The sequence below is a fragment of the Pseudomonas sp. AN3A02 genome, from assembly GCF_011765255.1.
GTDB lineage: Bacteria > Pseudomonadota > Gammaproteobacteria > Pseudomonadales > Pseudomonadaceae > Aquipseudomonas.
On the sequence record NZ_JAARNI010000004.1, the window covers coordinates 442,245 to 465,660 of the forward strand.

Here is a 23,416-nt window from a genome sequence, read left to right on the forward strand (position 1 = left end):
TGGTCCTTATACCTCAGGCCAGAACGCCCGAATCCCCGCCACACCTTGAGCCCCGGCCTCCCAGGCCTTTTCCCGCTCAGCAGGGCCAACCCCACCCAGCAAGAACACCGGTTTGCTGAAACCACTGATCAACTGCTGCGCCTGCTCCCAACCCAATGGCTGGGCATCAGGGTGAGTCTGGGTCGGCTGCACCGGTGACAGCGTGACGAAATCCACGTCCATCAACTCCGCCAACGCCAGTTCTTCAGCATTGTGGCAAGACGCCGCCAACCAGCGATCCTTCGGCAAGGGTCGCCCCTTGCTCGCGTATTTGCGCAGTTGCGCCGAGGTCATGTGCCAGCCGGCTGCGGGAAAATCCCCCAGCCATTCAAACGGCCCCTTGAGCATAAGCTGAGCCTTGCCCGCACACAGCCCCACGGCGTCCACCGCCAGGTCGCGGTATTTGGGGTCGTAGCCGTTGGGAGCACGCAACTGAACCAGCTTGATGCCGCCTGCGATAGCTTTTTGAATGCCGCGTAACAGCGTCGGCGTTTCCAGCTCACCCGGAGTGATCAGGTATTCAGCCGGCAAACGCGCTGCCGCTACGATCGGTGCGTTGGCCGCCGGAAACTCATAGTCAGGCAAGTCCCGCTGGGCTACCCACTCAAGGGGTTGCCCTTCGGCACCGTGAGGTTCACCGGTAAAAGCCGAAACTTCCCAGACATCCAGCAACACCTGCTTGTCCGGGTAATCATGCTGCACCTTGATCAACGGACGAGCTGCCGTAACCTGGATGCCCAACTCTTCCTGCAATTCACGGGACAGCGCGGTAGCGACCGACTCATCGGCCTCCACCTTGCCACCGGGAAACTCCCAGAGGCCGCCCTGATGCTGGGTATCGGCGCGGCGCGCCAGCAGAATCCTGCCGTCGACACCCCGGATGACCGCTGCTGCTACATGAACTCGTTTCACCGCATTGTTCCTCTAAACGTAAATCCACCTGTAGGAGCGAGCTGGCTCGCGAAGGTCGTTAACGATAACGCGGGCTTCCTGACTCAGCGGGGCGCCCTCCGGTTTTTCGCGAGCAAGCTCGCTCCTACAGTGACACCTGCCATACCTGCGTATCAGGTGCGGTATTCCGCATTGATCTTCACGTACTCGTGGGACAGGTCGGTGGTCCAGATGGTTTCGCTGCACTCACCGCGACCCAATTCGATACGGATGGTGATTTCTTCCTGCTGCATCACCGCAGAGCCTTGGGCTTCGGTGTATGTCTCGGCCCGAGCGCCACGGCTGGCGATGCACACGTCGCCAAGGAATACGTCGATCTTGCTCACGTCGAGGTTCGGCACACCGGCACGGCCCACAGCGGCCAGGATACGGCCCCAGTTCGGGTCGGAAGCAAACAGTGCAGTCTTGATCAGCGGCGAGTGGGCCACGGTGTAGCCAACATCCAGGCATTCCTGGTGGTTGCCGCCGCCGTTGACTTCAACCGTCACAAACTTGGTGGCGCCTTCGCCGTCACGCACGATGGCCTGGGCCACATCCATGCACACTTCGAACACGGCCTGCTTCAACGCTGCGAAATACGCGCCGTTGGACGAGGTGATTTCCGGCAGGTCGGCCTGGCCGGTGGCGATCAACATGCAGCAATCGTTGGTCGAGGTATCGCCGTCGATGGTGATGCGGTTGAACGATTTGTTCGCGCCGTCGAGCATCAGGTTCTGCAGTACATCGCGGGAGACTTTGGCGTCGGTGGCGATGTAGCCAAGCATGGTCGCCATGTTCGGGCGGATCATGCCGGCGCCTTTGCTGATGCCGGTAACAGTGACGGTGACGCCTTCATGCACAAACTGGCGGCTTGCGCCTTTGGGCAGGGTGTCGGTAGTCATGATGCCGGTGGCCGCAGCCGCCCAGTTATCCGCCGACAGGTCATCCAGTGCGGCTTGCAGCGCGCCTTCGATTTTCTCGACCGGCAACGGCTCACCGATCACGCCGGTGGAGTACGGCAGCACCTGGCTGGCATCAACGCCGGTCAGCTCCGCCAGCTTGGCGCAGGTACGGGCAGCGGCGGCCAGGCCAGGCTCACCAGTGCCGGCGTTGGCATTGCCGGTGTTGGTCAGCAGGTAACGCACCGGGCCTTCAACCCGTTGCTTGGCCAAAATCACCGGAGCCGCGCAAAACGCGTTCAGGGTGAACACACCTGCGACGGTCGAGCCTTCGGCACAGCGCATCACTACCACATCCTTGCGCCCCGGGCGCTTGATGCCGGCCGAAGCGATACCAAGTTCAAAACCGGCAACCGGGTGCAACGTGGGCAAAGGACCAAGACCAACAGCCATGAATGCGCTCCTAACAATAGTGGATGTGTATCCCGTCGTTATCGACGGTGACGAAATGGCAAAACGCCGCGACGGCTGATGCCGGTCGCGGCGCGGGGTGTTGCAGCGTCAGGCGAAAATCTTAGTTGATTTCGCCGTGGCAGTGTTTGAACTTCTTGCCCGAACCGCACCAGCACAGCTCGTTGCGACCGAGCTTCTGCTCATTGCGCACAGGCGCCTGGGCCAGGGCCACATCGACCTCTTCACCCAAAACTTCCGGAGCTTCAAGACCCGGTGCTTCGTCATGCTGGAACTGCATGCGCGCAGCCAGGGCCTCGGCTTCCTGACGCAGGCGGGCTTCTTCCTCGATCGGGTCTTCGCGACGCACCTGAACGTGGGACAGCACACGAATCGAATCGCGCTTGATCGAATCCAGCAGCTCGGAGAACAGCGTGAACGACTCGCGCTTGTACTCCTGCTTCGGGTTCTTCTGGGCGTAGCCACGCAAGTGGATGCCGTGACGCAGGTGGTCCATGGTCGACAGGTGATCTTTCCACAGGTCGTCCAGCACACGCAGTACGATTTGCTTCTCGAAGGTGCGCAGTGCTTCGGCACTCGCCTGCTCTTCTTTTTCGTTGTACGCGGCCAGCAGCTCGGTCATGAGCTTCTCGCGCAGGGTTTCTTCGTACAGGTGATCGTCTTCGTCGAGCCATTGCTGGACCGGCAAGTCGACACCGAAGTCGCTCTTCAACGCGGCTTCCAGACCGGCAACATCCCACTGTTCAGGCAGGGATTGTGGCGGAATGTGTGCACTGACAGTGGCGTTGAGCACGTCCTGACGGAAATCGGCGATGGTCTCGCCGATGTTGTCGGCGGCCAGCAACGTGTTACGCATGTGATAAATCACTTTACGCTGTTCGTTGTTGACGTCATCGAACTCAAGCAGTTGCTTGCGAATGTCGAAGTTGCGGCCTTCTACCTTGCGCTGGGCCTTCTCGATGGCGTTGGTCACCATGCGGTGTTCAATCGCTTCACCGGACTGCATGCCCAGGGCTTTCATGAAGTTCTTCACCCGGTCCGAGGCGAAGATACGCATCAGGCTGTCTTCCAGGGACAGGTAGAAACGGCTGGAACCGGCGTCACCCTGACGACCGGCACGACCACGCAACTGGTTGTCGATACGGCGCGACTCGTGACGCTCGGACGCGATCACCTGCAAGCCACCGGACTCCAGCACTTGCTGGTGACGCTTCTGCCAGTCGGCCTTGATCTGCGCGATCTGCTCAGGGGTCGGGTCTTCCAGGGAGGCGACTTCCACTTCCCAGTTACCGCCCAACAGGATGTCGGTACCACGACCGGCCATGTTGGTGGCGATGGTCAGTGCGCCTGGGCGACCGGCCTGGGCAATGATCTCGGCTTCTTTTTCGTGGAACTTGGCGTTGAGGACCTTGTGCTCGATGCCTTCGTTGTTCAGCAAGCTGGACATGTGCTCGGAAGTTTCGATGGTGGCAGTACCCACCAGCACCGGACGACCCTGGGCCATGCATTCCTTGATGTCGGCGACGATTGCAGCGTATTTCTCGTCGGCGGTCAGGAACACCAGGTCGTTGAAGTCTTTACGCGCCAGCGGCTTGTTCGGCGGGATAACCATCACCGACAGACCGTAGATCTGGTGGAATTCGAACGCTTCGGTGTCGGCTGTACCGGTCATGCCGGACAGTTTGTTGTACAGACGGAAGTAGTTCTGGAAGGTCGTCGAGGCCAGGGTCTGGCTCTCTGCCTGGATGTTCAGGACTTCCTTGGCTTCGATCGCCTGGTGCAGGCCTTCCGACAAACGGCGACCCGGCATGGTACGACCGGTGTGTTCGTCGACCAGTACGACCTGGCCGTCCTGCACGATGTATTCGACGTTGCGATGGAACAGCTTGTGAGCACGCAGGCCGGCATACACGTGGGTCAACAGGCCCAGGTTATGCGCCGAGTACAGACTCTCGCCTTCGGCCAGCAGGCCGATCTGGGTCAGCATGTCTTCGACGAACTGGTGACCGGCTTCGTTGAGTTCGACCTGGCGGGTCTTCTCGTCGATGGTGAAGTGACCTTCTTTGGTCACCACGCCTTCCACTTCCTCGATGTGTTGCTCAAGGCGCGGGATCAGCTTGTTGATTTCGGTGTACAGGCGCGAGCTGTCCTCGGCCTGACCGGAAATGATCAGCGGTGTACGGGCTTCGTCGATCAGGATGGAGTCGACTTCGTCGATCACGGCAAAATTGAGTTCGCGCTGGAATTTTTCTTCCATGCTGAACGCCATGTTGTCGCGCAGGTAGTCGAAACCGAATTCGTTGTTGGTACCGTAGGTGATGTCGGCAGCGTAGGCGGCGCGCTTCTCTTCCGGCGGCTGGAACGGCGTGACAACGCCGACGGTCAGGCCGAGGAATTCATACAGCGGACGCATCCAGTTGGCATCCCGGCGGGCCAGGTAGTCGTTCACCGTCACAACGTGCACGCCCTTGCCGGACAGTGCGTTGAGGTAAACGCCCAGGGTTGCTACCAGGGTCTTGCCTTCACCGGTGCGCATTTCGGCAATCATGCCTTCATGCAAGGTCATGCCGCCGATCAACTGAACGTCGAAGTGGCGCATGCCCATGACACGCTTACCGGCTTCACGGGCGACCGCAAAGGCTTCGGGAAGCAGCTTGTCGAGGGTTTCACCTTTGGCTATGCGGGCCTTGAACTCTTCGGTCTTGGCGCGCAATTGCTCGTCCGAAAGGGCAACCATCTGCTCTTCGAAGGCATTGACCAGCTGCACCGTCTTGAGCATGCGTTTGACTTCGCGCTCATTCTTGCTTCCAAAAAGTTTCTTTAACAAAGGCGCAAACATATCGGCAGGTTCTTCCACACATAGGGATGGAGGGCGCCCCGTGAGTCGCCCGAGCAGCCCTCACGGCCGCATGCGAACGAGCATTCTACCCGGAAACGTGGGTGAGGAAAGTGGCGTTATTCCACGATGCAGGCACGGCGCTCTTAGAGGGCTTGTTTAAAATAAGGGCTTTTTGCTGAACTTCAACCCATTCGGGCAATAAGTTACTCATTGATTTAATGGATAATCTGCCCGTAATGCAATGGGCGCGGCGGTGCAGACACTTTCTGCTACCATGGCCGCTCTGTTACTTAAGGTGTCTAGTCATGGCATTTCGCCCTCTTACGGCTCGAGCTCCCGCCGTGTTGCTTCGCGAAGCCAAGCCTTTAAAAGCCATCTTCGGCCATGCGCAACGCCTTGGTCATTTGCAACGCCTGGTAGAAAGCCAACTGCAACCCGCCGCCCGCGAACACTGTCATGTGGCGTCGTGGCGTGAAGGCAATCTGCTGCTGATCGTCACCGACGGCCATTGGGCGACGCGCCTGCGCTATCAGCAAAAACGGTTGCAGCGCCAATTGATGGCCTTCGATGAATTCGCCAGCCTGACGCGCATCCAGTTCAAAGTACAACCGCCGACCGTACCGCAAGGTGCAGTGGGGCATACGATGGATTTGTCGGAGATTGCAGCCGAAACCATTCAGGCCACAGCCGACGGGATTACCGACCCGAATTTACGCGCGGCACTGGAGCGGCTGGCCGCTCACGCCAAACCCAAGACCTGAGACCCGGCGCAGAACCAAGTGTGGGAGCGGGCTTGCTCGCGAAGGCGGCGTGTCAGTCACTGGATATATTGACTGTTCCACCGCTTTCGCGAACAAGCCCGTTCCCACATTTGATCGCATCGTTATTTACGCTTGCTGCCGCCCAACAGCGACCCCAGTAACCCGCGCACCAACTGCCGGCCCATCTGATTGGCCGCCTGCTGCATCGCCGATTTCAGTGCCTTGCCTGCCGTAGTCCCCAGGAACGCGCCGGCCTTGTCGGTAAAGCTCGGTTCTTCAGCAGCGGGCGTCGCCTCCTCTTGCGGCCCCAGGTCCTTGCGCGCCATCAACACTTCGTACGCCGACTCCCGGTCAATCGGCTTGTCATAGCGCCCCAGCAACGGCGAACCGGCAATCAACGCCGCACGCTCGGCTTCGCTCAACGGCCCGATCCGCGATTGCGGCGGCGCCACCAGCACGCGCTGGACTACCTCAGGCGTCCCTTTTTCCTGCAAGGTTCCCACCAGCGCCTCACCCGTACCCAATTCGGTCAGCACCGCCAGCGCATCAAACGCCGGGTTGGGGCGGAAGCCATCGGCCACAGCCCGCAGGGATTTCTGTTCTTTAGTGGTGAACGCGCGCAGCCCATGCTGGATGCGCAGGCCCAACTGAGCCAGCACCGTATCTGGCAGATCCCCCGGAGACTGGGTGACGAAATACACCCCGACGCCTTTCGAACGAATCAGTCGCACCACTTGTTCCAGGCGATCCTGCAGGGCCTTTGGCGTATCGGCGAACAACAGATGCGCTTCATCGAAAAACAGCGCGAGCAGCGGCTTGTCGGCATCACCGCGCTCCGGCAGTTGCTCGAACAGCTCGGCCAGCAGCCAGAGCAGGAAGGTCGCGTACACCTTCGGCGCTTCATGCACCAGGCGGCTGGCGTCCAACAGGTGAATGCGTCCGCGGCCGTCACTGGCCGGCTGCAGGATATCTTCCAGTTGCAACGCCGGTTCGCCGAACAACGCTTCGGCGCCCTGCTGCTCCAGCACCGCCAGGCGCCGCAACAACGCCTGGCTGGAACCGGTAGTCATCAAGGCCGCATCTTCCCCCAGCAATTCCGGGTGGTAGCGCAAATGATTGAGCAGCGCCTTGAGGTCCTTGAGGTCCAGCAGCAACAGGCCTTCGCGATCGGCCACCTTAAAGGCCGCATAAAGCGCTGATTGTTGGCTGCCGGTGAGTTCCAACAGGCTGCCGAGCAATAGCGGGCCCATTTCACTCATGGTGGTACGCAGCGGATGACCGGACTCGCCGTGGATATCCCACAACGTCACCGGATACGCCTTGGGCGTGTAATTAAGGAAAGGCATGCCGGCGATCCGCTCAGCGACCTTGCCTTGAGGGTTGGCCGCAGCGCCCAGGCCGCAGAGGTCGCCCTTGATGTCGGCGGCAAATACCGCGACGCCGGCATCGCTGAAGGCTTCCGCCAGACGCTGCAACGTGACGGTTTTGCCGGTGCCGGTAGCACCCGCGATCAGGCCGTGGCGGTTGGCCAGGCGCATCGACTGGGCGATCGGCTGACCTTGAAGATCGGCACCAATAATGAGTTGCGAGGAGTCAGGCATTTTGTCACCCATGGTTAATCTTTAGCACTGCGTGGTCGATACAGTTAGAGCGAGAGACCCAAAAAGTCTTAGAAAAACGGGCCGGATAATTCCTGCAGGAGCAGATGGAAATATCACACTTTTTTTAACGCAGCCATTTTGCGCGCCTCAAAAGGACGTGCATCGGATATTAAGACCATAGCGGACCCCACAAGCCATGAATAAAAATCTGCGTTTCAGCCATAAAATCCTGCTTGCCGCCGCTCTTATCGTCATTGCCGCCTTTGCGTTGTTTACCCTCTACAACGACTACTTGCAGCGTAATGCGATTCGCGACGATCTGAACAACTACCTGCATGAAATGGGTGATGTCACCGCCAGCAACATCCAGACCTGGCTCACCGGGCGCATTGTGCTGATCGAAAGCGCCGCCCAGAACATCGCCATCAACCCGGATTCAACTAACGTCGCGAGCCTCCTGGAACAGAAAGCCCTGACGTCTTCGTTCATGGCCACGTACCTGGGCGACAGCAAAGGCGGTTTCGTGATCCGCCCCGACACCAAGATGCCCGACGGCTTCGACCCGCGTGTACGCCCCTGGTACAAGGGCGCACAGGGCAGCAACGGCTCAACCCTGACCGAACCCTACATTGATGCGGCCACCGGCCAGTTGATCATCTCCATTGCCACCCCCAGCAGCAAGGCCGGCCAGAGTGTCGGTGTGGTGGGCGGCGATCTGAGCCTGCAAACCCTGGTGGACAACATCGGCGCCCTGAACTTCGGCGGCATGGGTTATGCCTTCCTGGTCAGCGCCGACGGTAAAGTGCTGGTGCACCCGGACAAAAACCTGGTGATGAAAACCCTGGCTGACGTCTATCCAAAAAACACCCCGAAGATCAGCAGCGATTTCAGTGAAGTCGACGTAGACGGCAAAACCCGTATCGTCACCTTTACCCCGATCAAGGGCCTGCCCTCGGTGAACTGGTACCTCGGCCTGTCTGTGGATAAAGACAAATCCTTCGCCATGCTCAGTGAGTTCCGCACCTCGGCGATCATTGCCACCATCATCGCCGTGGTCATCATCATCGCCCTGCTGGGCATGCTGATCCGCATCCTTCTGCAACCATTGCACGTCATGACCCGCGCCATGGAAGACATCGCCGACGGCGAAGGCGACCTGACCCGCCGCTTGACCATCCAGAACCACGACGAATTCGGCGTGCTCGGCATCGCGTTCAATCGCTTCGTGGAGCGGATTCACACCTCGATTCGCGAAGTGTCCTCGGCCACCGAACACGTCAATGAAGTGGCCTTGCGGGTGGTCAGCGCCTCCAACTCCTCGATGATCAACTCCGACGAGCAGGCCAACCGCACCAACAGCGTCGCCGCGGCCATCAACGAGCTGGGGGCCGCCGCCCAGGAAATCGCCCGCAACGCCGCCCAGGCCTCTAATCAGGCCACCGATGCGCGGCACCTGGCCGAAGACGGGCAACACGTTGTCGAGCGCAATATCAAGGCGATGAACCAGTTGTCGCAAATGATCAGCGCCTCCAGCACCAATATCGAAGCGCTTAACAGCAAGACCGTGAACATCGGGCAGATCCTGGAAGTGATCACCAGCATTTCCCAGCAAACCAACTTGCTGGCCCTCAACGCGGCGATTGAAGCCGCACGGGCCGGGGAAGCCGGTCGCGGGTTCGCGGTCGTGGCCGATGAAGTGCGCAACCTGGCACACCGCACCCAGGAATCGGCGCAGCAAGTGCAGAAGATGATCGAGGAGCTGCAAGTCGGCGCGCGGGATTCGGTCAGCACCATGAGCGAAAGCCAGCGACACAGTCAGGACAGCGTGGAAATCGCCAACCTGGCGGGCGAGCGCCTGAACAGCGTGACCCAGCGCATCGGCGAGATTGACGGGATGAACCAGTCAGTCGCCACCGCTACCGAGGAACAGACCTCGGTGGTGGAGTCGATCAACATGGACATCACCGAGATCAACACCCTCAATCAGGAAGGTGTGGAAAACCTGCAATCGACGTTGCGTGCCTGTTCCGACCTGGAACAACAGGCAGCGCGCTTGAAACAACTGGTGGGCAGTTTCCGGATCTGATTCAACAGCGTCAGTGGCGGCTTTGCGCAGCGGCTGACGCCTGTTCTTCCGGCGAATCGGATGTGTCTTGCAGTTGCTCCCACAACTCGGTGGCACCTGGAAACTCGGTGCCGTCCTCACTGCTCAGGTCATCCGGGTCATATCGACTCAAACAACCTTCTCCCAGCGTCGCGGGAGCTTTGGACGTGGCTTTATCAAGTGGATCGCTCATTCTCCAATCCTCACCTGTTACCAAAGAAAAAAGGGCCTGTAGCGATTTAACGCCCAGGCCCTTCACTCTTCAATCAAAACACTTCAATCAGAACACGACGGTCTTGTTGCCGTGCACCAGCACCCGGTCTTCCAGGTGATAGCGCAGGCCGCGAGCCAGCACCATCTTCTCGACATCGCGGCCAAAACGCACCATGTCTTCGATGCTGTCGCTATGACTGACGCGTACCACGTCCTGCTCGATGATCGGACCTGCGTCCAGCTCTTCGGTAACATAGTGGCAGGTAGCACCGATCAGCTTTACACCACGCAGGGATGCCTGGTGATACGGCTTGGCACCCACAAACGACGGCAGGAAACTGTGGTGAATGTTGATCACCTTGCCAGCGTATTCACTGCACAGTTCCGGCGGCAGGATTTGCATGTAGCGCGCCAGCACCACGACGTCTGCATCGTGCTGTTTGACCAGGCGCGAGACTTCGGCAAATGCCGGCTCTTTGTCCTGCGGGTTGACCGGGACGTGGTAGTACGGGATGCCATGCCACTCGACCATGCTGCGCAGGTCGTCGTGATTGGAAATCACGCAGGAAATCTCGCAGTCCAGCTCGTCGCTGTGCCAGCGATGCAGCAAGTCCGCCAGGCAGTGGGACTCGCGACTGGCCATCAGGACCACGCGCTTTTTCTGTTCCGTGTCGGTAATGCGCCAGGTCATCGAGAACTCTTCAGCGATCGGCGCAAATGCCTCGCGAAATGCCTCTAGACCAAAGGGCAGCGTATCGGCACGTATTTCGTGACGCATGAAAAACCAGCCGCTGAGATTGTCCGAGTGATGGCTCGCTTCGGTGATCCAGCCGTTATGGGAAGCCAGAAAGTTACTGACCTTGGCAACGATGCCAACCCGGTCCGGGCAAGCAATCACCAGCCGAAAAGTGCGCATTAGGGGGAAACTCCAGAACTTCGCAAAGGCCGCCATTCTAGCGATTGCGCAGAAAAACTGCAGTATTCCTTAACCGTTATTCTGATCGCGAGCGTCAGCCCTGCCCCTTAATAGCGTAAGGTTTTACCCATGGTATGTGTGCAAACCCGTGGACTCAGGCAGTAAGCCAAGACTTAGCGAGAGTATCTTTAGCCTGTCGCCGTTAGTAATTAACTAAATTCCACGCTTTTGTCACAAACAACCAAAGTAAATTACATAAATGCAGTCTTAAATGTTTACTTGAGCAAACTGTCTGACTATTATTGGGCCACTATCCCCTTTCACTCCGCGCCCTACATAAGGTAGTCCTCATGTCCCTGATCAACGAATACCGCGCCACCGAAGAAGCTATCAAAGAGCTGCAAGCCCGTTTGAAGAACCTGTCCCAAGACGACAAACTGCAAACCGAGCTGGAATTCGAAGGCAAATTGCGCACCCTGATGGGCGAATACTCCAAATCCCTGCGTGACATCATCGCGCTGCTGGATCCAGAATCGAAAGTTAAAGCTCCACGTGGCGCCGTAAAAACTACCGGCACCAAGCGTGCACGCAAGGTTAAACAATACAAAAACCCGCATAACGGCGAAGTGATTGAAACCAAAGGTGGCAACCACAAGACTCTGAAAGAGTGGAAAGCCAAGTGGGGCGGCGACGTGGTTGAAGGCTGGGCTACCCTGCTGGGCTAAGCCTCACCAGGACGCAGCGTGATACGCAACGCAATAAAAAACGCCAGCTAGCTGGCGTTTTTTATTGTCCGTATTTTACCTGTGTGCCGATTACAGGCTCATTCGTGCGGCTAAAGAGTCAACATACTCCTGCCATTCATCAAGCACCCGCTGCTGAAACGGTGTAGCACTAACAGCCAACTCAAGACGCGCCTGCTTAAAAGCCTCAAGGGTGTTTGGCGCGCCCCATTGCGGGTCTGACAAACGTTGCTGACAGAAAACTCTCCAGCGTTGTTGCTCCTCACTATTCAAGGTGTCAGGGAAGTTACGCGCACGATAGCGAAATAATAATTCAGGCAAACGTTCATCATCGAAAGGCCATTGCTGACGCGCTAGTTGCGCAGGCTCGGCGACTCTCACTTGTTCACATAAACGTCGATCACGGTCACCGATAAAACCATCGTATAGCTGCTGCTCAGGATCAGCGGTTGGCGCAAAATCTTCCTCGGCGTAAATCAGCGCTAATTTATCGCACCATAGTTCCTGTGCGTCGCTTAGCCGCAGGGCCCGCGCCTCACACTCATCCATATCCAGTTGCAGACGCTCGCGGTCTTGGGCCCGAAGCACGCTCAACGGTGCGACCACCGGGCAGCGATTGATGTGCAACAGTTTGAGCGGTACCGGCAACTCACCTTCGGCAAGGTCGTCACGACGGGTATATAGCCGCCGGCGCAACGTATCGGCGTCCTCGTCCAACAGCCCTTGGGGATCGAGCCCAAGGTCGCAGACGATCAACGCATTGCGATTGCGCGGGTGCCAGGCCAGAGGCAGCACCACACCCAGGTAATGACGCTCGGCAGAAAATCGACCGGAAATGTGCACCATCGGCTGCAACAAACGAATCTGGTCCATAACCCGTTGCTTACTGCGCAGTTGAAACAGCCAGTCATAGAGCTTGGGTTGTTTCTCGCGGATCAACCGCGCCAGGGCGATGGTGGCGCGCACATCGGACAAGGCATCGTGGGCCTGGCCGTGATCGATGCCGTTGGCAGCCGTCAATCGCTCAAGCTTGAGGGTGACGCGCCCGTCCTGTTCCGGCCAGACGATCCCGTCCGGGCGCAGGGCGTAAGCGGTGCGTACCACGTCGATCAGGTCCCAGCGGCTGTTGCCGCCCTGCCACTCCCGGGCATAGGGATCAAAAAAGTTGCGGTACAGACTGTAGCGCGTCATCTCGTCGTCAAAACGCAACGTGTTGTAGCCGGCCCCGCAGGTACCCGGGGTGGCCAGCTCGGCGTGTACGCGGGTCATGAAGTCGGCTTCGGCCAGGCCTTTTTCCGCCAGCACCCCGGGCGTGATGCCGGTAATCGCGCAGGCGGCCGGATGCGGCAGGATATCCTCGCTGGGCTGGCAGTAGAGATTGACCGGCGGCCCGACTTCGTTGAGTTCAAGGTCGGTGCGAATACCGGCTACCTGCAGCGGGCGGTCGCTACGCGGGTTGATGCCGGTGGTTTCATAGTCGTACCAGAAAATGGTGGTCACGGGCTATTCCTGTGCTGAAGACCGGCAAAGTCTAGGCGCTTGACGGCACCGGGGGCCAGCGCTGTGTTCACTGTACAAACATTCAGTAAATCGTTGAGTGGTTGCTTCCACCGTCGACACTGCTAGCATCCGTCTTTCCAACCCCGCCGCTGCCGCCCAGGCGCCAGCGCCGCACTGCCAAGGACCGCGATGCCATCTGCGCCACTGGACACCCGCTACCAGATCGAGACCCCGGAGGGCGTCGACCTGCCCCTGCGCCCGGCCGGCCTGCTGGTTCGCTCACTGGCCTTTGCCTTCGACCTGGGGTTGCGCGGCCTGATTCTTGGCATCCTGTTCATCGCCCTCGCGTTTCTCGGCAACCTGGGCATTGGCTTGGGCTCGCTGCTGCTGTTCCTCGTCAGTTGGTGGTACATGGTGCTGTTCGAAGTGCTTAACCAGGGCTGCTCGCCCGGTAAGCAGATCATGGGCCTGCGGGTGGTACAGGACGACGGCACGCCCATCGGCTGGTCCGCCTCGCTGATCCGCAACCTGCTGCGTTTTGTCGACATGCTGCCCTTCGGCTACTTCCTCGGCGCCATCAGCTGCCTGCAACACCCCAACTTCAAACGCCTGGGTGACCTGGCGGCCGGGACGCTGGTGATCTATCGCGAACAACCACTTTCCCGTCCGCAGGTGCCGCAAGCCCCGGCACTGCGCCTGCCGTTCGCCCTTGAGCTGAACGAACAACGGGCGATTCTCAGCTTCGCCGAACGCCAGGGCGAACTCTCCGCCGAGCGAATCAACGAACTGGCCGCGATCCTGGCCACGCCCCTGCAAGTCTCCCCTGCCCGCGCCGTGGCGGAACTGAACGGCGTGGCTCGCGGACTGTTGGGGCCAGCATGAAGCAGAGTCTTTTCGAAAGCCGCCACCAGGCACAATGGCAAGCCTTTGCCACGCAACTGACACAACTTGAAAAAGGCAACGCCAAGCGCGCTGACTTCACCGACTTCCCTCATCAGTACCGGCAGTTGTGCCAACACCTGGCCCTGGCCCAGGAACGTGGCTACAGCAGCTACCTGGTTGACCCGTTGCAGCAGCTTGCCTTGCGCGGCCACCAGCAGTTATATCGGCATCGCAGCCAGTTGGGCGCAAACGTACTGAGCTTCCTGCTGGCCGACTTCCCCCGGCTGGTTCGCGCGCAATGGCCGTTCGTGTTGGCCGCCAGCCTGCTGTTCTTTGGCAGCCTGATCGGCATCGCGTTGCTGGTGTACCTGTATCCAGACCTGATCTACAGCATCGTCAGCCCCCAACAAGTGGCTGAGATGCAAAGCATGTACGACCCGGATGCCAGCCGCCTGGGCCGGGCAGCCGAACGTGCCTCCAGCGAAGACTGGATGATGTTTGGCTACTACGTGATGCACAACATCGGCATCGCGTTCCAGACCTTTGCCGCCGGGCTGTTGTTCGGCCTGGGCAGCGTGTTTTTCCTGTTCTTCAACGGGCTGATCATTGGTGCCGTTGCCGGGCACCTGACACAAATCGGCTACGGCCAAACCTTCTGGTCTTTCGTGATTGGCCATGGCGCCTTCGAACTCAGCGCCATCGCCCTGGCAGGCGCGGCCGGCCTGCAACTGGGCTGGGCGTTGATTGCGCCGGGGCACCTGACGAGAGGTGAATCCCTGCGACTGGCCGCACGTAAAAGCGTGCAGATGATTTGCGGTGTGATGGTGTTCCTGCTGATCGCCGCGTTTATCGAGGCGTACTGGTCTTCCACCAATGCCGTGGCGCCGTGGATCAAGTACCTGGTGGGCACCACCCTCTGGTTGCTGATGGCCGCCTACCTGCTGCTTGCCGGACGGAACCGCCATGCGCCTGAGTGATGCCAGCGTCGTGATCCGCCCGCGTACCTCTTGGGAAGCCATGGACCTCGGCATCCTGCTGGCCCGCGAACATCGGCTGCTGCTGATGAGCAGCTGGGCCATCGTGACCTTGCCGATCTTCGCGCTGTTCAGCGTGCTGCTGTGGAATCATCCCTCCACCGCGCTGTTACTGTTCTGGTGGTTAAAACCGGCATTCGACCGCCTGCCACTGTATATCCTGTCCAGGGCCCTGTTCGGCGAAACACCCAGCCTGAAACAAGCCCTGCGCCACTCGCCGCGCCTGCTCAAGGGCCAACTGCTGGCCAGCCTGACCTGGCGACGCTTCAACCTGAGCCGCAGCTTCGTGATGCCGGTGGTCCAGCTCGAAGGCCTGCAAGGCCAGGCGCGCCAACAACGTCTTGGTGTGCTGCAACAACGCAATGCCGGCGCCGCACGCTGGCTGACCCTGATCGGGGTGCATCTGGAAATCGCCCTGTGGTTCGGGTTGATGGCCGTGTTCTATTTTTTCCTGCCGCAAGAGGTCGAACGGGACTGGGACTGGCAACAGCTGGTGCTCACAGCGGGGCACGACTGGCTCTGGCTGGAACACCTGACCAACGCCTTCTACGCGCTGATCCTGGTGTTCTGGGAGCCTATCTATGTCGCCTGCGGTTTCAGCCTGTACCTGAACCGCCGCACCGTACTGGAAGCCTGGGACCTGGAGCTGGTGTTCCGCCGATTGCGCCAGCGCCTGAGCGGTGTGGCGCCGGTCCTGCTGCTGGTGATCGGGCTGATGCTGGTTCCGCCGCTCCCATCGGCATGGGCCGATGAACCGGCTCCCCAAAAACAGCTGAGTACACAATCGGCCAGTCAGTCGATCAAGGCGCTGTTGGAGCAGCCACCGTTCAAAAACTCCGAGACCGTCACCCGCTACCGCTTCGGCGAAGAAAAAGCGGCGGACAAAAACAAACCGGCTGATGACGGCAAGTTGCCGGCCTGGCTGGAAGCATTGCTGAAAAACCTCAACAGCGATTCGTTCAAGCACATCGCGAAGGGCCTTGAAGTACTGCTCTGGGGGTTGCTGGTGGGTGGCCTGGCACTGGTGATCTGGCGCTACCGCGACTGGCTGCATGCCTTTGTCAGCCGCCGCAGCCCACGCAAGCCGAAGGCTGCCAAGCCCGCCCCCTCGCAGTTGTTCGGCCTCGAACTGGGGGCAGACACCTTGCCCGAAGACATCGCCGGCACCGCCGAACAGCTCTGGGCGACACAGCCTCGGGAAGCCCTCGGTTTGCTTTACCGTGGCTTGCTCAGCCGACTGCTGCACGACTTCAACCTGCCGCTGAAAAACGCCGACACGGAAGGCCAGGTCCTGGAGCGTATCCGCCAACTGCAACAGCCGCAGTTACTGGCGTTCAGCGATGAGCTGACCCGCTACTGGCAAAACCTTGCCTATGGCCACCGCCTGCCGCCTGCCCTCGCGCAACAACAGCTATGCAGCAGTTGGCGAGCCCTGTTCGGCTCGGGAGCTGCGCAATGAACCGGCCATTGCTGTGGGTCGGACTGCTCGTGGCGGGCCTGCTCGCAGCAGGCGGTTTTTATGCCTGGCACAAGGCGATCCCGTATCAGGAGGTGGTCGATCGCGGCCCTTCGCCCGAAGCCCTCGCCAACCCTTACCTGGCGGCGGAACACTTTCTACGCCAGCAAGGCCTGGTGGTGGAGCACGCCAACAGCCTGGAACGGCTGGCCAGTCTTTCGCCCAAAGGCAACAGCCTGTTGCTGCTGGGCGAGCGCAGTAACATGAGCCCACCGCAGGTCGAGCAATTGCTGCAATGGACACAGGCTGGCGGCCACCTGCTGCTCGTCGCAGAGGCACTGTGGGATGACGACACCGGTAAAAGTGGTGACCTGCTGCTGGACCGCGTGCAGATACACCAATCCTTCAGTGAAGAGTTCGACGCTCCAGCACCCGCGCGTAAAAAGAAAACGCCGGACCTGACCAAACTCTATGTGGACAACGAAACGGCCCCGGCCTATTTCAGCTTCGACACCGACTTCAATCTCACCGACCCCAGGCACCTGGCGCAATTCTCGGCCAACAGTGCCAAGTCGACGCACCTGATGCAGATTAACCTCGGGCAAGGCCGTGTGACCGTGGTCACCGACAGCGACCTGTGGAAAAGCCCGGCCATTGGTCAATACGATAACGCCTGGCTGCTTTGGTACCTGAGTCAGGGGACGCAGGTCACGCTGCTGTTCAACACCGATATCGAGGATCTGTTCAGTCTGTTGCTGCGCTATTTCCCCCAGGCTCTGGTGGCACTCGCCGCATTGATCGCCCTGGGGTTATGGCACGCCAGCCTGCGCCAGGGCCCGATCCGGCAACCAGCCCCCAAGGCACGTCGGCAATTGCAGGAACATTTGAAAGCCAGTGCCGACTTCCTGCTGCGCCGCAGCGGCCAAAACAGCTTGTTGCAAGCCTTGCAGCGCGACATCCAACGCACTGCAAGGCGCCGTCACCCCGGGTTCGAACACCTCGACACTGCCGAACAATCGCGGGTGCTTGAACGCCTGACCCGCCAACCCTCACTCGTCATCAGCCAGGCCCTCGGCCCACTCCCGGCAAAACGGCTTTCCAGTGCCGATTTCAGCCGTCAGGTGGCTAGCCTGCAAACCCTCAGGAATGCCCTATGAGCGAATTTCCAGCCGCAGACCCGATCCAGCGCGCCAGCCAACTGGCCCAGGCCTTGCGCGTCGAACTGCGCAAGGCGGTCATCGGCCAGGACCAGGTGATCGATGACGTGCTCACGGCATTGATCGCGGGTGGCCACGTACTGCTGGAAGGTGTTCCCGGCCTGGGCAAAACCTTGCTGGTACGAGCCCTGGCACGCTGTTTTGGTGGCGAGTTCGCACGCATCCAGTTCACCCCGGACCTGATGCCCAGCGACGTGACCGGCCATGCCGTGTACGACCTGCATACCGAGCAGTTCAAGCTGCGCAAGGGGCCGTTGTTCACCAACCTGCTGTTGGCTGACGAGATCAACCGCGCCCCGGCAAAAACCCAGGCGGCGTTGCTGGAAGCCATGCAGGAACGCCAAGTAACCCTAGAAGGCGAAGCGCTGCCCATCGGCCAACCGTTCATGGTACTGGCCACCCAGAACCCCATCGAGCAGGAAGGCACTTACCCATTGCCCGAGGCCGAACTGGACCGTTTCATGCTCAAGGTGCGCATGGACTATCCCGAGGCGCAGCAGGAACTGGACATGGTGCGCGAAGTCACCCGTTCGTCCCGCGCCGACATGCTCGACGTGCAACCGCTGCGAACGGTGCTGCACGCCGAAGATGTGTTGCAGCTGCAACAGATCGCCAGTGAGCTGGCGCTGGATGAGCAGGTGCTCGACTACGCCGTAAGACTGGCCCGCACCACCCGCAGTTGGCCAGGCCTGACCATCGGCGCGGGCCCGCGGGCCTCCATCGCCCTGGTGCGTGGCGCACGGGCCCGGGCTTTGCTGCGCGGTGGCGAGTTTGTCACCCCGGACGATATCAAAGGCTGCGCCCTGGCCGTACTGCGCCATCGGGTGCGCATTGCCCCGGAGCTGGATATCGACGGGCTGGAAGTCGACCAGGTGCTCAAGCAACTGCTGGACCAAGTCCCGGCGCCACGGCAATGACCCGCCCATGAGACCGACCCGCCTGCTATTGATCTGGCTCGGTGTGCTGCTGGGCCTGAGCATCCTGCTCGGCGCACTGGTGGCGCTGCAGGTCAAGGTGCCAGACACCCTGCACGCCGTGACGTGGGGCCTGCTGCTGGCCCTGTTGTTACTGGCCCTGCTGGATGCCGGCCGTTTGCGTCGCCGCCCGTCCCCGCGCGTGCGACGGCAGATGCCCGGGAGCCTGGCGCTGGGTCGCTGGGGCGAGGTGCGGGTGACGCTGGACCACGACTATTCCCAGCCACTGGTGCTCCAGGTATTCGATCATGTACCGGACGGTTTGACGGTGGAGAACCTGCCGCAGTCCATCGACCTGCGACCCGGCGAGCAGAGTGAATTGGGCTACCGGTTAAAACCTCAAAGGCGCGGGCATTTCAGTTTTACCCGTTGCGAAGTTCACCTTCCCAGCCCACTCGGATTGTGGTCGGCACGGCGGTTGATAGACGTCAGCGATGCCACCCGGGTCTACCCGGACTTCGCGCGCCTGTACGGCGCGCAGTTGCTGGCGGTGGACAACTGGCTCAACCAGCTCGGCGTACGCCAGCGCCAACGACGCGGGCTGGGCATGGAGTTTCATCAACTGCGTGAATTTCGCGAGGGCGACAGCCTGCGCCAGATCGACTGGAAAGCCACCGCTCGGCAACGCACGCCCATTGCCCGGGAGTACCAGGACGAGCGCGACCAGCAGATCATGTTCATGCTCGATTGTGGCCGGCGCATGCGCAGCCAGGACGCCGAACTGTCGCACTTCGACCACGCCCTCAATGCATGCCTGCTGCTCAGCTATGTCGCCCTGCGCCAAGGCGATGCCGTCGGGCTCTGCACGTTTGCCTGCGACCAGCCGCGCTACCTGGCGCCGGTCAAGGGCAGCGGCCAGCTCAACCTGCTGCTGAATGCGGTGTATGACCTGGACACTTCCCGGCGTACGGCCGATTACCAGGCAGCCGCCAGCCAACTGCTGGCCCAGCAGAAACGTCGTTCGCTGGTGATCGTAGTAACCAATTTGCGCGATGAGGATGATGAAGAGCTGCTGGGCGCCGTTAAACGCATCAGTCGCCAGCACCGGGTGCTGGTTGCCAGCCAGCGGGAGGAAGTCCTTGACCAGTTGCGCCAGGCCCCCGTGCAAACCCTGCCCGAAGCCCTGGCCTATTGCGGGAATGTCGACTATCTCAATACCCGGGACGAACTCCATGACCGCTTGAACGCCCACGGGCTTTCGGTACTGGACACGCTGCCTTCGGAAATGGGAGCCGCCCTGGTGACCCGCTACCTGGGCTGGAAAAAAGCCGGCGTACTATGAATGCTGGTGCACTGTCTCTAGGCAGAGGCCTGCAAGGGATCAAAGCTGAAGTAACTCAACAGTGCGTTGATCACCTCCCCATATTCGGCAGGCGCCTGGGAAATACGAAACCCGGAGTCGTAATGCTTGGGGTTTATATCCTCATGGCACCACAGGCAGGTAGCCGTGAGGTCCACCGCATGTACCTCGCCCTCAGGCCCCGGGATCTTCAAGCGCAACTCGAACTCCACGTCGACCATCATGGGTAATTGGCTGATCAACATCAGGCCCTGCTCGGAGAGATTGCCCAAATAGCCAATAGGTTTGTCTGTGAGGCGATTGAACACTTGAAGGAAGCAAGGTAACTGATGCCGCTTGATCCGTCGGGGAGTAAACATGATGAGGTCGCCATCCAATGGCCATGATTGTGGCCGCTCCAGTGATTCGAAACGAGCCCAAAGGCCCGCTCTCCCCGGATATCGGTGCGACAACGGCAAAAGCGTTGCCACTTTACGGCTGCCAAATCCGGGTATTCCATCCGTTCGAATAGAAACCTATACAAACTGACACTCAAAGATTAGCCCAAGACTGGCAACGAGCCAGCTATGGCATGACAAATATCATTACAACGACGCCGGACGCGGCCGGGCGGCACTCGCGCCGGGGTAATGCCCCAGTTGTTGCAGGGTATCCAGCCGCGCGCGTGCCCGGAAAGCATATTCGCTCGCCGGGTACTGGCTGATGATGAACTGATAAGTCTGCGCCGCATCGACAAACAATTTCTCGCGCTCCAGGCACTGCCCGCGCAACATCGAGACTTCCGGTTGCACGTAGCGCCGGGAACGGCTTTCACGGTCGACCTGGGACAACTCAAGGGTGACCCGCTGGCAATCGCCCACACCGTAGGCGCGGTACGCATTGTTCAAATGATGGTCCATCGACCAACGGGTGCAGCCGACAACACTGACGGCCAGGGCAGCAATGATCACGATTCGCATGGGGGTTCTCCTGTCTTGTGCAGTGTATCGACCCTTCATCGAAAATCTTCAAGGTTGTTCATCTGTTCATGCAGAGTGAAAACAAGCGAATCATCGATAAGTAGTGCAAACGAACAATGACTACAACTAAAGAGCATAGTAGCCTTCCTCAGCGCTTGAACTCAGGAGTCCGTGCATGTCCGTCCGTCGTACCAAAATCGTCGCCACCCTTGGCCCGGCCAGTAACTCGCCGGAAGTCCTCGAACAGCTGATTCTGGCTGGCCTGGACGTTGCCCGTCTGAACTTCTCCCACGGCACCCCGGACGAGCACAAGGCTCGCGCCAAGCTGGTGCGTGAACTGGCCGCCAAACATGGCCGCTTCGTTGCACTGTTGGGTGACCTGCAAGGCCCGAAAATCCGTATCGCCAAATTCACCAACAAGCGAATCGAGCTGAAGATCGGTGACCAGTTCACTTTCTCCACCAGCCATCCGCTGACCGAGGGCAACCAGCAAGTCGTGGGTATCGACTACCCGGACCTGGTGAAAGACTGCGGCGTCGGCGACGAGCTGCTGCTGGACGACGGTCGCGTGGTGATGCGCGTCGACACCGCAACCCCGACCGAACTGAACTGCACCGTGATCATCGGCGGCCCGCTGTCGGATCACAAAGGCATCAACCGTCGCGGCGGTGGCCTCACCGCTCCAGCCCTGACTGAAAAAGACAAGGCCGACATCAAGCTCGCCGCCGAAATGGAAGTGGACTACCTCGCGGTCTCCTTCCCGCGCGACGCCGCCGACATGGAATACGCCCGTAAACTGCGCGACGAAGCCGGCGGTACTGCCTGGCTGGTGGCGAAGATCGAACGCGCCGAAGCCGTGGCCGATGACGAAACCCTCGACGGCCTGATCAAGGCTTCCGACGCAGTGATGGTTGCCCGTGGCGACCTCGGCGTGGAAATCGGTGACGCCGAGCTGATCGGTATCCAGAAGAAAATCATCCTGCACGCACGTCGCCACAATAAAGCGGTGATCGTTGCGACCCAGATGATGGAGTCGATGATCCAGAACCCGATGCCGACCCGTGCCGAAGTGTCCGACGTGGCCAACGCCGTGCTCGACTACACCGACGCCGTGATGCTCTCGGCTGAAAGTGCGGCGGGCCCGTACCCGCTGGAAGCCGTGCAGGCCATGGCGCGCATCTGCGTCGGCGCTGAAAAGCACCCGACCAGCAAGACCTCCAGCCACCGTATCGGCAAGGTCTTCGAAAGCTGCGACCAGAGCATCGCGCTCGCCGCCATGTACACCGCCAACCACTTCCCGGGCGTGAAAGCGATCATCGCCTTGACCGAAAGTGGCTACACGCCGTTGATCATGTCGCGCATCCGTTCCTCGATCCCGATCTACGCGTTCTCCCCGCACCGCGAAACCCAGGCCCGCGCGGCCATGTTCCGTGGTGTCTACACCGTACCGTTCGACCCGGCATCGCTGCCGCCTGAGCAAGTCAGCCAGGCCGCGATCGACGAGTTGCTCAAGCGCGGTGTTGTGGAGAAAGGCGACTGGGTCATCCTGACCAAGGGCGACAGCTACCACACCATCGGCGGCACCAACGGCATGAAGATCCTGCACGTTGGCGACCCAATGGTCTGAGTGACACGCTGAAAAACAAAAGCCCCGCCATGTGAATGGCGTGGCTTTTTGCATTCCAGGTTGGCTTTTGTATTGGCTTCACTGGCCTCTTCGCGAGCAAGCCCGCTCCCACTTTCGACCGTATTTCTTCAGGATGTACTCGGTTAAATGTGGGAGCGGGCTTGCTCGCGAAGACGTCCGACCAGTCAACACACATTCATCGCCGAGTGATAAAAGCCGACAACGCCGCAATCGCTTCCGGCGACTTCAACCGCTGGGTAAACAACGCGCCCTCCTCCTCGATCACCCTGCGCAACTGCTCGCGATCGACGCTTTTCATCAGATGCTTGCTGACCTGCACCGCACCCGGCGCCAGGGTTTCAAAGCGTGCGGCGACTTCCCGCGCCTTGGCCAACGCCGATTCGCCGCTGCCCAATGCCTCAGTTGCAATGCCCCAAGCGGCAGCCTGCTCACCGGTAAAACCTTCACCCAACAGCAACAACTCCGCCGCCTTGGCATGCCCCAGCAAACGCGGCAGGATCAAGCTGGAGCCAAACTCCGGGCACAGCCCCAGGTTGACGAACGGCATGCGCAACCGCGCGTCCCGGCTGATATACACCAGGTCACAATGCAGCAGCAGCGTCGTACCAATCCCCACCGCCACGCCTGCCACCGCCGCAATCACCGGCTTGCGGCAATTGAGCAAGCTGCGCATGAAGTGAAACACCGGGCTGTCGAGATCAGCCGGCGGTTGTTCAAGGAAGTCGCCAATATCGTTACCGGCGGTGAAGCACTCACTGCTGCCCTGGATCAACACAGCGTTGACGCTGGTATCGGCATCCGCCTGCTCCAGTGCTTCGGCCAGTTGGCTGTACATGGCGCGGGTCAGGGCGTTTTTTTTGTCCGGGCGGTTGAGCTGCAGGATCAGCAACCCGCGCTCGCGTTGCTGCAGGATGGCATCGGTCATGGTAA

General features: G+C 60.1%; 20 protein-coding genes and 1 pseudogene. 11 read left to right on the forward strand and 10 right to left on the reverse strand.

All coding sequences use genetic code 11. The features are described from left to right. Positions 1–6 precede the first annotated feature (6 nt). The 3 genes from HBJ59_RS19010 to secA form a co-directional block, all read right to left on the reverse strand. Positions 7–951, reverse strand: coding sequence for a Nudix family hydrolase (locus HBJ59_RS19010; RefSeq protein WP_076017436.1), 945 nt, complete (start codon positions 949–951; stop codon positions 7–9). Between the two features lie 152 nt (positions 952–1,103). Continuing rightward, entirely contained in the window at positions 1,104–2,321 is a 1,218-nt protein-coding gene (gene argJ / locus HBJ59_RS19015; RefSeq protein ID WP_167664422.1) for a bifunctional glutamate N-acetyltransferase/amino-acid acetyltransferase ArgJ, read from the reverse strand. A gap of 121 nt (positions 2,322–2,442) precedes the next feature. Next, positions 2,443–5,178, reverse strand: a complete 2,736-nt coding sequence (gene secA / locus HBJ59_RS19020; RefSeq protein WP_076017438.1) for a preprotein translocase subunit SecA — start codon at positions 5,176–5,178, stop codon at positions 2,443–2,445. A 305-nt stretch (positions 5,179–5,483) separates the two neighbouring features. Here secA and HBJ59_RS19025 point away from each other — a divergent pair, with 305 nt between their 5' ends. Further along, entirely contained in the window at positions 5,484–5,939 is a 456-nt protein-coding gene (locus HBJ59_RS19025) for a DUF721 domain-containing protein (protein WP_008432358.1), read from the forward strand. Between the two features lie 122 nt (positions 5,940–6,061). Here HBJ59_RS19025 and HBJ59_RS19030 read toward each other — a convergent pair whose 3' ends face one another. Next, a complete protein-coding gene (locus HBJ59_RS19030; RefSeq protein WP_167664423.1) occupies positions 6,062–7,540 on the reverse strand; it encodes a helicase HerA-like domain-containing protein in 1,479 nt (492 codons plus the stop codon). Between the two features lie 196 nt (positions 7,541–7,736). Here HBJ59_RS19030 and HBJ59_RS32065 point away from each other — a divergent pair. Beyond that, positions 7,737–8,768 (forward strand): annotated as a pseudogene (locus HBJ59_RS32065) (cache domain-containing protein); the annotation flags it as partial. Between the two features lie 93 nt (positions 8,769–8,861). Continuing rightward, complete coding sequence (locus tag HBJ59_RS32070) at positions 8,862–9,626, forward strand: methyl-accepting chemotaxis protein (RefSeq protein WP_371916669.1); 765 nt, start codon at positions 8,862–8,864, stop codon at positions 9,624–9,626. Positions 9,627–9,636: 10 nt separating this feature from the next. On the opposite strand, the gene HBJ59_RS19040 is transcribed toward HBJ59_RS32070, so the two are convergent. Both HBJ59_RS19040 and purU read right to left on the reverse strand, forming a co-directional pair. Next, positions 9,637–9,837, reverse strand: coding sequence for a hypothetical protein (locus HBJ59_RS19040; RefSeq protein WP_167664425.1), 201 nt, complete (start codon positions 9,835–9,837; stop codon positions 9,637–9,639). 87 nt (positions 9,838–9,924) lie between these two features. Beyond that, positions 9,925–10,773, reverse strand: coding sequence for a formyltetrahydrofolate deformylase (purU, locus tag HBJ59_RS19045; RefSeq protein WP_003209762.1), 849 nt, complete (start codon positions 10,771–10,773; stop codon positions 9,925–9,927). 350 nt (positions 10,774–11,123) lie between these two features. Here purU and mvaT point away from each other — a divergent pair, with 350 nt between their 5' ends. Then, positions 11,124–11,498, forward strand: a complete 375-nt coding sequence (gene mvaT, locus HBJ59_RS19050; RefSeq protein ID WP_005790963.1) for a histone-like nucleoid-structuring protein MvaT — start codon at positions 11,124–11,126, stop codon at positions 11,496–11,498. A gap of 90 nt (positions 11,499–11,588) precedes the next feature. On the opposite strand, the gene sbcB is transcribed toward mvaT, so the two are convergent. Continuing rightward, positions 11,589–13,016, reverse strand: coding sequence for an exodeoxyribonuclease I (sbcB, locus tag HBJ59_RS19055; RefSeq protein ID WP_167664426.1), 1,428 nt, complete (start codon positions 13,014–13,016; stop codon positions 11,589–11,591). Positions 13,017–13,205: 189 nt separating this feature from the next. Between sbcB and HBJ59_RS19060 the strand changes: the two genes are divergently transcribed. The 6 genes from HBJ59_RS19060 to HBJ59_RS19085 are packed head-to-tail and all read left to right on the forward strand — an operon-like array spanning position 13,206 to position 19,861. Continuing rightward, entirely contained in the window at positions 13,206–13,898 is a 693-nt protein-coding gene (locus tag HBJ59_RS19060) for an RDD family protein (protein ID WP_076017442.1), read from the forward strand. Beyond that, a complete protein-coding gene (locus tag HBJ59_RS19065; RefSeq protein ID WP_167664427.1) occupies positions 13,895–14,875 on the forward strand; it encodes a stage II sporulation protein M in 981 nt (326 codons plus the stop codon). The genes HBJ59_RS19060 and HBJ59_RS19065 overlap by 4 nt, the downstream gene beginning before the upstream one ends. Continuing rightward, positions 14,862–16,391 carry a DUF4129 domain-containing protein gene (locus HBJ59_RS19070; protein WP_167664428.1) on the forward strand — a complete coding sequence of 510 codons (1,530 nt, stop codon included), beginning with the start codon at positions 14,862–14,864 and terminating at the stop codon, positions 16,389–16,391. The genes HBJ59_RS19065 and HBJ59_RS19070 overlap by 14 nt, the downstream gene beginning before the upstream one ends. Further along, positions 16,388–17,545, forward strand: a complete 1,158-nt coding sequence (locus tag HBJ59_RS19075; protein ID WP_167664429.1) for a DUF4350 domain-containing protein — start codon at positions 16,388–16,390, stop codon at positions 17,543–17,545. Before HBJ59_RS19070 ends, HBJ59_RS19075 begins: the two co-directional genes overlap by 4 nt. Further along, positions 17,542–18,522 carry a MoxR family ATPase gene (locus HBJ59_RS19080; RefSeq protein WP_167664430.1) on the forward strand — a complete coding sequence of 327 codons (981 nt, stop codon included), beginning with the start codon at positions 17,542–17,544 and terminating at the stop codon, positions 18,520–18,522. Before HBJ59_RS19075 ends, HBJ59_RS19080 begins: the two co-directional genes overlap by 4 nt. 7 nt (positions 18,523–18,529) lie before the next feature. Next, positions 18,530–19,861 carry a DUF58 domain-containing protein gene (locus HBJ59_RS19085; protein WP_167664431.1) on the forward strand — a complete coding sequence of 444 codons (1,332 nt, stop codon included), beginning with the start codon at positions 18,530–18,532 and terminating at the stop codon, positions 19,859–19,861. Between the two features lie 17 nt (positions 19,862–19,878). Here HBJ59_RS19085 and HBJ59_RS19090 read toward each other — a convergent pair whose 3' ends face one another. Continuing rightward, positions 19,879–20,238, reverse strand: coding sequence for a PilZ domain-containing protein (locus HBJ59_RS19090; protein ID WP_076017732.1), 360 nt, complete (start codon positions 20,236–20,238; stop codon positions 19,879–19,881). Positions 20,239–20,463: 225 nt separating this feature from the next. Further along, positions 20,464–20,838 carry a tol-pal system YbgF family protein gene (locus tag HBJ59_RS19095; protein ID WP_076017447.1) on the reverse strand — a complete coding sequence of 125 codons (375 nt, stop codon included), beginning with the start codon at positions 20,836–20,838 and terminating at the stop codon, positions 20,464–20,466. 175 nt (positions 20,839–21,013) lie between these two features. On the opposite strand from HBJ59_RS19095, the gene pyk reads away from it, so the two are divergent. Then, positions 21,014–22,465, forward strand: coding sequence for a pyruvate kinase (pyk, locus tag HBJ59_RS19100; protein ID WP_076017448.1), 1,452 nt, complete (start codon positions 21,014–21,016; stop codon positions 22,463–22,465). A gap of 196 nt (positions 22,466–22,661) precedes the next feature. Here pyk and HBJ59_RS19105 read toward each other — a convergent pair whose 3' ends face one another. Then, the gene (locus HBJ59_RS19105) at positions 22,662–23,411 is read right to left on the reverse strand and encodes an enoyl-CoA hydratase-related protein (RefSeq protein WP_167664432.1); all 750 of its coding nucleotides are present in this window, start codon (positions 23,409–23,411) and stop codon (positions 22,662–22,664) included. Positions 23,412–23,416: the final 5 nt, after the last annotated feature.

What these genes read in the sequence shown, in the direction of transcription:
- argJ (WP_167664422.1), bottom strand. Translation starts at nt 2,321, where the DNA reads ATGGCTGTTGGTCTTGGTCCTTTGCCCACGTTGCACCCGGTTGCCGGT.
- secA (WP_076017438.1), bottom strand. Translation starts at nt 5,178, where the DNA reads ATGTTTGCGCCTTTGTTAAAGAAACTTTTTGGAAGCAAGAATGAGCGC.
- HBJ59_RS19025 (WP_008432358.1), top strand. Translation starts at nt 5,484, where the DNA reads ATGGCATTTCGCCCTCTTACGGCTCGAGCTCCCGCCGTGTTGCTTCGC.
- HBJ59_RS19030 (WP_167664423.1), bottom strand. Translation starts at nt 7,540, where the DNA reads ATGCCTGACTCCTCGCAACTCATTATTGGTGCCGATCTTCAAGGTCAG.
- HBJ59_RS32070 (WP_371916669.1), top strand. Translation starts at nt 8,862, where the DNA reads ATGATCAACTCCGACGAGCAGGCCAACCGCACCAACAGCGTCGCCGCG.
- HBJ59_RS19040 (WP_167664425.1), bottom strand. Translation starts at nt 9,837, where the DNA reads ATGAGCGATCCACTTGATAAAGCCACGTCCAAAGCTCCCGCGACGCTG.
- purU (WP_003209762.1), bottom strand. Translation starts at nt 10,773, where the DNA reads ATGCGCACTTTTCGGCTGGTGATTGCTTGCCCGGACCGGGTTGGCATC.
- mvaT (WP_005790963.1), top strand. Translation starts at nt 11,124, where the DNA reads ATGTCCCTGATCAACGAATACCGCGCCACCGAAGAAGCTATCAAAGAG.
- HBJ59_RS19060 (WP_076017442.1), top strand. Translation starts at nt 13,206, where the DNA reads ATGCCATCTGCGCCACTGGACACCCGCTACCAGATCGAGACCCCGGAG.
- HBJ59_RS19065 (WP_167664427.1), top strand. Translation starts at nt 13,895, where the DNA reads ATGAAGCAGAGTCTTTTCGAAAGCCGCCACCAGGCACAATGGCAAGCC.
- HBJ59_RS19070 (WP_167664428.1), top strand. Translation starts at nt 14,862, where the DNA reads ATGCGCCTGAGTGATGCCAGCGTCGTGATCCGCCCGCGTACCTCTTGG.
- HBJ59_RS19075 (WP_167664429.1), top strand. Translation starts at nt 16,388, where the DNA reads ATGAACCGGCCATTGCTGTGGGTCGGACTGCTCGTGGCGGGCCTGCTC.
- HBJ59_RS19080 (WP_167664430.1), top strand. Translation starts at nt 17,542, where the DNA reads ATGAGCGAATTTCCAGCCGCAGACCCGATCCAGCGCGCCAGCCAACTG.
- HBJ59_RS19085 (WP_167664431.1), top strand. Translation starts at nt 18,530, where the DNA reads ATGAGACCGACCCGCCTGCTATTGATCTGGCTCGGTGTGCTGCTGGGC.
- HBJ59_RS19090 (WP_076017732.1), bottom strand. Translation starts at nt 20,238, where the DNA reads ATGTTTACTCCCCGACGGATCAAGCGGCATCAGTTACCTTGCTTCCTT.
- HBJ59_RS19095 (WP_076017447.1), bottom strand. Translation starts at nt 20,838, where the DNA reads ATGCGAATCGTGATCATTGCTGCCCTGGCCGTCAGTGTTGTCGGCTGC.
- pyk (WP_076017448.1), top strand. Translation starts at nt 21,014, where the DNA reads ATGTCCGTCCGTCGTACCAAAATCGTCGCCACCCTTGGCCCGGCCAGT.
- HBJ59_RS19105 (WP_167664432.1), bottom strand. Translation starts at nt 23,411, where the DNA reads ATGACCGATGCCATCCTGCAGCAACGCGAGCGCGGGTTGCTGATCCTG.